This is a genomic window from Micromonospora sonchi (assembly GCF_014646235.1).
GTDB lineage: Bacteria > Actinomycetota > Actinomycetes > Mycobacteriales > Micromonosporaceae > Micromonospora > Micromonospora sonchi.
The window spans coordinates 60,700-68,405 of sequence record NZ_BMNB01000034.1; the positions used below are offsets into that span (position 1 = coordinate 60,700).

Annotated in this window: 7 protein-coding genes and 1 pseudogene; 3 read left to right on the forward strand and 5 right to left on the reverse strand. The window is 70.4% G+C overall.

What is annotated here, in order from left to right; translation table 11 throughout:
* Positions 1–14: 14 nt before the first annotated feature.
* From IEY61_RS26410 to IEY61_RS26425, 4 genes are read right to left on the reverse strand one after another with little or no spacing between them, the layout of a single operon-like run.
* Complete coding sequence (locus IEY61_RS26410; protein WP_189049067.1) at positions 15–755, reverse strand: hypothetical protein; 741 nt, start codon at positions 753–755, stop codon at positions 15–17.
* On the reverse strand, positions 748–1,710 hold the full coding sequence (locus IEY61_RS26415; protein WP_189049069.1) for a 3-oxoacyl-[acyl-carrier-protein] synthase III C-terminal domain-containing protein: 963 nt from the start codon (positions 1,708–1,710) through the stop codon (positions 748–750). The genes IEY61_RS26410 and IEY61_RS26415 overlap by 8 nt, the downstream gene beginning before the upstream one ends.
* On the reverse strand, positions 1,707–1,976 hold the full coding sequence (locus IEY61_RS26420; protein WP_189049071.1) for an acyl carrier protein: 270 nt from the start codon (positions 1,974–1,976) through the stop codon (positions 1,707–1,709). The genes IEY61_RS26415 and IEY61_RS26420 overlap by 4 nt, the downstream gene beginning before the upstream one ends.
* A gap of 29 nt (positions 1,977–2,005) precedes the next feature.
* On the reverse strand, positions 2,006–3,631 hold the full coding sequence (locus tag IEY61_RS26425; protein ID WP_229706455.1) for a condensation domain-containing protein: 1,626 nt from the start codon (positions 3,629–3,631) through the stop codon (positions 2,006–2,008).
* Positions 3,632–3,892: 261 nt separating this feature from the next.
* Between IEY61_RS26425 and IEY61_RS26430 the strand changes: the two genes are divergently transcribed.
* The 3 genes and pseudogenes from IEY61_RS26430 to IEY61_RS26440 all read left to right on the forward strand — a co-directional run.
* Positions 3,893–4,468: an acyl-CoA dehydrogenase family protein gene (locus tag IEY61_RS26430; protein WP_189049075.1), complete on the forward strand. Its 576-nt coding sequence runs from the start codon at positions 3,893–3,895 to the stop codon at positions 4,466–4,468.
* The gene (locus IEY61_RS26435; protein WP_189049077.1) at positions 4,465–5,598 is read left to right on the forward strand and encodes an acyl-CoA dehydrogenase family protein; all 1,134 of its coding nucleotides are present in this window, start codon (positions 4,465–4,467) and stop codon (positions 5,596–5,598) included. The genes IEY61_RS26430 and IEY61_RS26435 overlap by 4 nt, the downstream gene beginning before the upstream one ends.
* A 288-nt stretch (positions 5,599–5,886) precedes the next feature.
* Positions 5,887–6,497, forward strand: a pseudogene (locus IEY61_RS26440) (IS630 family transposase); the annotation flags it as partial.
* On the opposite strand, the gene IEY61_RS26445 reads toward IEY61_RS26440, so the two are convergent.
* On the reverse strand, positions 6,494–7,195 hold the full coding sequence (locus tag IEY61_RS26445) for a 4'-phosphopantetheinyl transferase family protein (RefSeq protein WP_189049079.1): 702 nt from the start codon (positions 7,193–7,195) through the stop codon (positions 6,494–6,496). The pseudogene IEY61_RS26440 and the gene IEY61_RS26445 overlap by 4 nt on opposite strands.
* Between the last annotated feature and the right edge of the window lie 511 nt (positions 7,196–7,706).

The window sequence follows — 7,706 nt, forward strand, 5'->3', positions numbered from 1 at the left end:
GTCGCGCGCCCCGGTCAGGAGGGACGCGGCCGGACGGCCAGTGGGCTCGCCGCTTGCCCTGGCCGGCCGCCGACGTATCCCAGCCGGATGCGCGCACCCCCGGACTGGATCTCGAAGGTGTCGCCCGGGGAGAGCCGGCCGTCCTGGAGTACGGCGTGCACCTCCGGCCAGCCCTCGCAGGCATTCCCGGAGACCGGGCCGGCCGCCCGCCAGTCGAGGACCATCAGTGGCCCGGTGTCGCCGAATCGGAGCGCGACGGCGGTGAGCCGTGCGGGCAGCCGGTCCGCGTCGACGAAGACCGGCTGGTGGGAGAGCAGGACCGTGGCACCGATCCCCGGACTCAGCCACCAGGACAGGAAGTCCAGCAACTCGCAGCCGGGGTTCGGGCCGAGGTGGGTCAGGGTCAGTTCCTCGGTCACCGGCCATGGCGCCTCGTGGATCAACCGGGGCAGCGTGGTGGCGAACGGGTCACGGTCGGGGGCGTCCTGGACGAGCAGGACCGGTTGCGGTGCCGCCGGCGCTCCGATCGCGTGGAGTGCCCGGTCGACGGGTTCGCTGCCGTCACGCGGACCGGCCAGCCGGCGCAGCCGGTGCGGCGGAATCCCGGCCAGCTCGGCGACCGTACGCAACTGCGTCGTCATGGCCTCGTCGGTGACGGAGTCGTCGAACATCCCGGCCAGCTCGGGCACGCTGTCGACATACGGCGGGTCGAACTCGTACGCCACCGACATGGATTGAACGAGCAGCTCAGCCATCCGTCGTGTCCTCCTCCGGCGTCACTTCGACCACGGAGGCCTGAAAGTAGGCGCCCTGACCGATGGCGACCAGGACGCATCGGTCACCCGGCCGCAGCTGCCCGCCGCGGTCCATGTGCGCCAGCGACAGCAGTGCGTCCAGACCGAAGATGTGCCCCTGGTCGGCGAGCAGGTCCAGATGCACCTGGTCGATTCCAAGGTCCAGCTCACGGCAGATGGCCTGCCATACGAAGCGGTTGCACCGCGCCGGCAGGATCCAGTCGACATCGGACGGCACCAGCCCGCAGCCCGCCAGCGCCTCCCGGATCGCCCGCACCACGCCCTGCACGCTGCTCGCGCCGAACTCTCGGGCGTCCTCGTCCGACATGCGGAGGTTGTGATGGAAGCGGGTGTCGCGCGCCGCGGCGCCGGCCAGGTAGCGGTACCGGCCACGGCCGCGCCGCACGGTGAACGCCGCCGCGCCGTCACCACAGACCACGAAGCCCGGGATGACCCGCGAGGCACTTCCCAGGCTGCCCTGGTCGCCACCGAGGACCAGTACGGTCTCGTCGTCGGCGGCGCCCGGACGGCCCAGGTAGCGGGCGGCCAGCTCGATACTGCGCAGCACCGACGTGCAGGCGATTCCCGAGACGCCGTAGACGTTCGCCCCGGGCTGGTCAAGACCGGCGCGGAGCGCGGCGGCGAGTTCGCCGTCGTGACCGAACGGCTGCACCAGCAGGGTGTGCCCGTACAGCACCAGGCTGGTCAGACGCCCGTCGAGCGCCGCCCGGCCGGCGTCGACCAGCAGGTCCAGCAGCCGTTCCCCGTCGTCGAGGGTGGGACTGCTGCGCATTCCGTACACCCGGGTCATCAATCGGCGCTCCGTCCGCGGACGGCCGCTGCGTTCGAGGATCTCGTCGACCGGGTCGAGCCGGCGCGGCAGCCGGATCGTGACCCGCGACAAGGTGATCGTCACCGCAGGTCGACCGGTACCTTGGCGAACTGCTCGCAGACGTAGTCGGTGAGGCTGCCGACGGTGTGGAACACCTCGGCGTTCAACTCGGTCGGGTCGATCTCCAGGCCGATGGAGTCCTCGAGTCCGATCAGCAGTTCGAGGACGCTCGTCGAGTCGAGCGCGAGATCCTCGAACAGCCGGGTGCGTTCGTCGAACCCCGGCAGCTCGTGGTTGAGGACGGCTTCCAGGGAGACCCGGATCTGCTCCACGGTCCGTGCACGTTCCATGACTCCTCCGTCTTCCGGTTGCGTTGTGACTAGCCCGCGGGGCGGTCCGAGCCGGCGGGCGTGAGCTGCCCGGCGAGCGCGCGCAGGGGCCGGATGCCGAGCAGGTCGGGCACCCGCAGCCCGAGCCAGCCCCGGTCGGCCAGCGCGGCGACGACGGCCGGCGCGCGCAACGCCCGGCCCCCGGCCACCACGTAGCTGTCCAGTGGGTCAACGACGTCCAGGCCGTTGACCGCGGCCACCGTCGCGACCAGGTCCGGCTCGCCGGCACCCGCCTGGTCCGCCGGTTGCGCGTGACGGTCGGCCGGAGGTACGCGGCATCCGTCGACCCCGTCGAAGCCGACCTGCCGGGCGATCTCGCTCGTCGTCAGGTCGGTCGCCGGGTCGCCGTGCGCGTTCAGGATCTCCTCGTACCCGCGGAGGAAGCGCTCGACGGCCGCCCGGTCCAGCACCTCGCCGCTGGCCCGGAGGGCGACGGTGACGCCGTCCTGCCACTCGTACACGCGGAAGTACGAGTCCGCGCCGGAGCGCGCCCAGGCCGCTGGTGCACGGTTCCAGGTGAACCGGGATCGCCGGGCACCGCAGCCGCGCGGCGTGTAGGTGAGGAAGTTGACCTCCGCCTCGACCCGGACGGTCCGCCCGCGCCGGGTGCCCTCCAGCGCCATCAGCTCGACCATCTCGTCGTACGAGGTGACCAGGTGACCCTTGCTCCGGTCGAGCAGTTCGGCCACCTGACGGATCACCTTCGACATCGACGGGTCGCCAGACAGGTCCACGTTCATCAGCATCGGCGCGAACATGCTGGTCAGCACCGTGGCATCAGCTGAGGTGTCGCGGCGGCTGGTGAACAGCCAGTACGGCACCCGGTCGCCGCCGGTGCAGGCGGCCATCAGCAGCGCGTACGCGGACAGGTGCACCACGGAGGGCCACACCTGGTAGCGGGCGGCGATCCGGCGGGCCGCGCCGAGCAGGCTCGGGGAGGTCAGGGATGCCGAGTAGGACTCGGTGACACCGGGGCGCCGCCGTTGCGCGTATACGTCCGCAGGCAGGTCCGCCACCTGGGCTCGCCAGTAGCCGAGGTCGGTCTCGCGCCGGGCGCCGTCCACGCCGGCCTCTCGGACCGCGAGGTCAGCCGGCTGGTCGCACACCGGGTCGAGTGTTGCCGGCCGCCCGGTCGCGGCCAGCAGTGCGGTGAGTTCGCCGTACAACGCCGTCGCGCTCCAGTCGTCCATCGCGATGTGCTGAAGGACGAGCACGAGTTGTCGCGGTACGTCGTCGACGGTCACCACGACCGCGCGGATCGGAGGTTCCGTGGTGAGGTCGAAGTCGGCCTCGGTACGTTGCCGGATCACCTCGGCCGGCGGGACCGGCGCGCGCGGACCGGCCTCGGCCACGGTGACCGCCAGCGGCGCGGGTGGGTGCACGACCTGCCGCGGCCCGCCGTCCGGCCCGACATGGAACGTGGTACGCAGGGCCTCGTGCCGGCGGACCAGGTGGTTCAGGGCCATCCGGACCCGCGCTGTGCTGAGCTTCGCCGGCAGGTCGTGGCGCAGGACGATGTGCTCGTCGTGCCGGGCGTCGGTGGGAATCCAGTGCCGGTGCAGCCAGAAGTACCGCTGCCCCCAGCAGATGTCCGCGCTTCTGGTCACCGTCGTCACGACCTCGATCGTCGACAGCGTCCGGGCACCGCGCCAGAGGACGACGCCGGCAGCTACCGGACGGCCGGAAGCTGCCACCGGGCGGCGATTGACGGTGTCCGGCCCCGGTGGTGAGAGTCCTTCCATCGGGTTTTCTCCAACCTCCTCCGGCGGTCCGGCGGACCGTCAGGTCGGACGCCGCGCCGGCGCGTCACCCGGTTGAGGTGGAGAGGTTCGTGCACTGCACCGTCCGCCGACAGCCACGCTCGCCGTGGGGGATTGATGACAAACAGGATCACCGCCTGCGAACAGGCGGGTTACCTCGATGGTCTGGCCGCCGGCCTGGCGCAGGCGCTGACCGACGTCGAGATAGTCGCGGCGCCGGGCGGCACGGCCGCGGTCCCGGCCGACTGGGCCAGCGACGGCGAAACCATCCCGCACAGTCTGGCCGCCCGGGAGGGCGTCGCCTTCGTCCGGGTGCCGGCCGCGACCGAGACCACCGCCACCCTCACCGAACTCGGCGTGCTGCTGGGCGCGGCGCGGCTGGGTGCCACCCGCCGGCTCGCCGACCACGCGGTCGCGCACCTGTCCGGGCGTACGTCGGGCGGCGAGCCGACGATCCGCAAGCAGTTGGTCCTCGGCACCCTCGCCGACCTGCTCACCGAAGTGGAGGCGCTACGCGTGCAACTGATGGTCTCCGCCGCCTCCGCCGAAACGGTGGCAGATGTGCACCACCGGATCACCGATCTCGACTGGGAAGCGGCGAAGCTGCTCGGAGCCAGCGGCTATCTCGCCGACAGCCCTGGGCGCAGCTGCCACGTCTCCGAGTTGGTCGCGAATTGTTGGGTGGCGGGATGACCGGCCTGGAGCCGCCGCTGCTGGCGTTGCGGGAGACGATCGGCGAAATCGTGCCGGACCTGCGGAAGCGTGCCCTCGCGATCGACACCGCGCCGGCCGACATGGCGGCGCACCTGGGCTCTCCGGCGTTCCGGGCGATCTGCGACGCAACCGTGCCGAAGCGCTTCCGGTCCGGGCCGACCGTCTTCGACCAGTTCGAGACCCGGTCCTACCTCGCCCGCATCGTCGCCACGGTCGAGCTGTCGCGCGGCGACCCGGGGGTGCTGACCGCGAGCCCGGGTCCCTCACTCGCCGGAGTGGTCGTCGACGCGCTGGGTAGCGAGGAGCAGCGGGAAATGTTCTACCGGGCCGTCGCCGACGGCCCGCTCTGGACGTTCTTCGCGATGACCGAGCCCGACCGGGGCTCCGACGGAACCGCCGTGGAGACCACCCTGACGAAGAGCGAGTCGGGTGACTACACGCTCGTCGGGGCGAAGCGGTACATCAGCAACGGCGCGCGCGGCGCGATCGGCGTGGTGTTCGCCCGCACCGGACCGTCCCCGCTGTCGCTGCGCGCGGCACTGATCCGACAACCCGCCCCGGGCCTCACCAGCCGGCCGCTGGACATGCTGGGACTGCGCGGCGCGTACCTCAGCGAGCTGCGGTTCGACGGCGTGCGGGTGCCGGCCGGCATGGTGCTGGGGTCGCACCTGCCACTGTCCCGCCGTGGCACCTGGGGCATCGCCCGGACCTTCAACATCATGCGCATCCACATCGGCGCCATGGCGATCGGCCTGGCGTACGCCGCGTACGACTACGTCGCATCGTGCCTGCCGGGTGCGCCTGGTCACCACATGCAGGCGGCACGGTTGGACGCCGCCCGGCAGTTGCTGTACGACGCGGCCGCCGCGGCGGACAAGGACCCGGACGACGCGTACCGCCCGTCGGTGGCGAAGCTGCACTGCACCGCGCTCGCGATCGGGGTCCTGCGCTGGGCGGTCGTCGCGCTCGGGCCGGGCTCGCTGCTGGCGCATCCGCTGTTGGAGAAGTGGCGGCGCGACGCGTACGCCTTCGAGTTCATGGACGGAACGACCAACGTGCAGCGGCTGCGGATCGCCCGTACCGTCGAGACTGCCCGGTCGCAGCGATGACGGTGCCGGGGTCGGTGGCCCCCCGCTAGTGTCCTGCGCCAGAAATTTGCCTTATAAGTGGTGTAAGCTGTGGTGATGGCGAGAACCGGACGTCCGGTTCTCGCCGTTGATGTTGACGGATGAAGAGCGTGTGACGTTGACGCGGTAGTCGCGGCGGGCGAAGTCGTCGCAGGTCCTCGCGATGCGGTCGCGGATCATCCTGGCATGTGCCGATGGTGCCTCGAACGTCGAGGTGGCGGCTGGGCTGGGGGTGCATCTGTCCACTGTGGGCAAGTGGCGGCGGCGGTGGACGTGGTCGGCCTGTACCACCACCCGCCGCAGCGGGCCGTGGTGCTGTGCGTGGACGAGAAGTCCCAGATCCAAGCCCTGGACCGATCGCAGCCGATCCTGCCGATGATGCCCGGCATGCCCGAACGCCGCACCCACGACTACGCCCGCAATGGCATCACGAGCCTGTTCGCCGCGTTCAACGTCGCCGACGGCACCGTGATCAGTGAACTGCACCGCCAACACCGCGCCACCGAGTTCAAGAAGTTCCTGACCACGATCGACATGACCGTGCCCGCCGACCTCGACATCCACCTGATCTGCGACAACTACGGCACCCACAAGGCCCCCGCTGTCCGCTCCTGGCTAGCCAGGCATCCCGCTTCCACATGCACTTCATCCCCACCGGCTCCTCCTGGCTCAACCAGGTCGAACGCTGGTTCGGCCACCTCACCCAACAGAAGATCCGCCGCGGCGCCCACAAGAGCGTCCAGTCCCTCGAAGCCGACATCCGATCGTGGATCACGGACTGGAACAGCAACCCACGCCCGTTCGTCTGGACCAAGACCGCCGAGGAGATCCTTGACTCACTCGCCCGATTTTGTAGGCGAATTTCCGGCGCAGGACACTAGACCCGCAGCGCTGCCAGCGACGTCAGCCGCTCGACGGTCACCTCGGCCGGCGCAGGGCTGGTGGCCAATGCGGCGGTGTAGCCCGCCTGCACCGGCAGGTCGCGCAGCCACACCGGCTCGTCCGGCCAGTCCGCCACCGGTCCGTCGGCGCTGGCCGTCTGCCCGTCCACTGAGAACTTGATGAACGGCAGCGCCAGGCCGTGCCCGGTCAGTTTGGCCACCGCCTCTTTGCGGGTCCACAGCCGCAGGCACGCGCTCCGGCGCTCCTTCGGCGGCAGTTGCCCGATCCGCCGCCCTTCGGCGGGCGAGGCGATCCGGGGCAGCATCGCGGTCAGGTCGGTGCGCCGGTCGTCGGCCTCGATGTCCAGGCCGATCCGACCGGTCGGCGCGTACCCCACCAGCACGAGTGCGCCGCTGTGTGAGACGGAGTATTCGAGCGACTGCCGCGCCAGAAACCTGGGCTTGCCGTGGTCGCGGTCACCACAGCGTAGGCAGTTCCGGCCGAAAGTCACCTCTCCGGGGGCGATGCCGAGCAGTGCGCTGCCCAGCATCCGCTGCACCGCCCGGGACACCACGAAGAGGTCCCGGGCGCCCTCGGCGGTGAATCGTGCGGCACGGGCGGTCTCGTCGTCGCTCAGCAGGGACGCGGCTTCCGTCACCGAGGTTTCCGTCGCCACGACCCACACCCGCAGATCCACCGCGCCATCCTAAGTACGGCAGCCGCCGTTTGCTACCTGGCCAGGGCGTAGCCAAGATTCCTGTCGATGGCGCTGTGGTCAGCGGCGGCGCTGCCGACGAGGCCCTCACCGGTGTTGGTTGTGCCCCCTTTGCTCTGCTTCAACCTACGCGACGGTTTGCCGCCGAAGCCGTTGCGTGGGTTGAAGCAGAGCAAAGGGGGCGGTGCAGGGAGTGAGGGCGCCCCTGATCCCCGCCCGCTGCACCCAGATTGCACCGTTCCATCACATTTCGTCAGAACAGACCTTAAATGTCGGCTGCCCGCACTAGCCAGGGCCGAGGTTCGGGTGAGTTCGGAACAAAGCTCTGGCGCAAATATTTCCTCATGCTCCGGCTCGGATCGGCAATGACGTGATCTCAACAAGGATCCGGTAGGTATCGGTATTCGAAATGTGTGAGGTGGAGAGCGGCGCGGACGATGTTGCCGACTTGTCGTGGGCTGGCTGTGCTGTGACGCAGGGTCCGCCAGCGGCC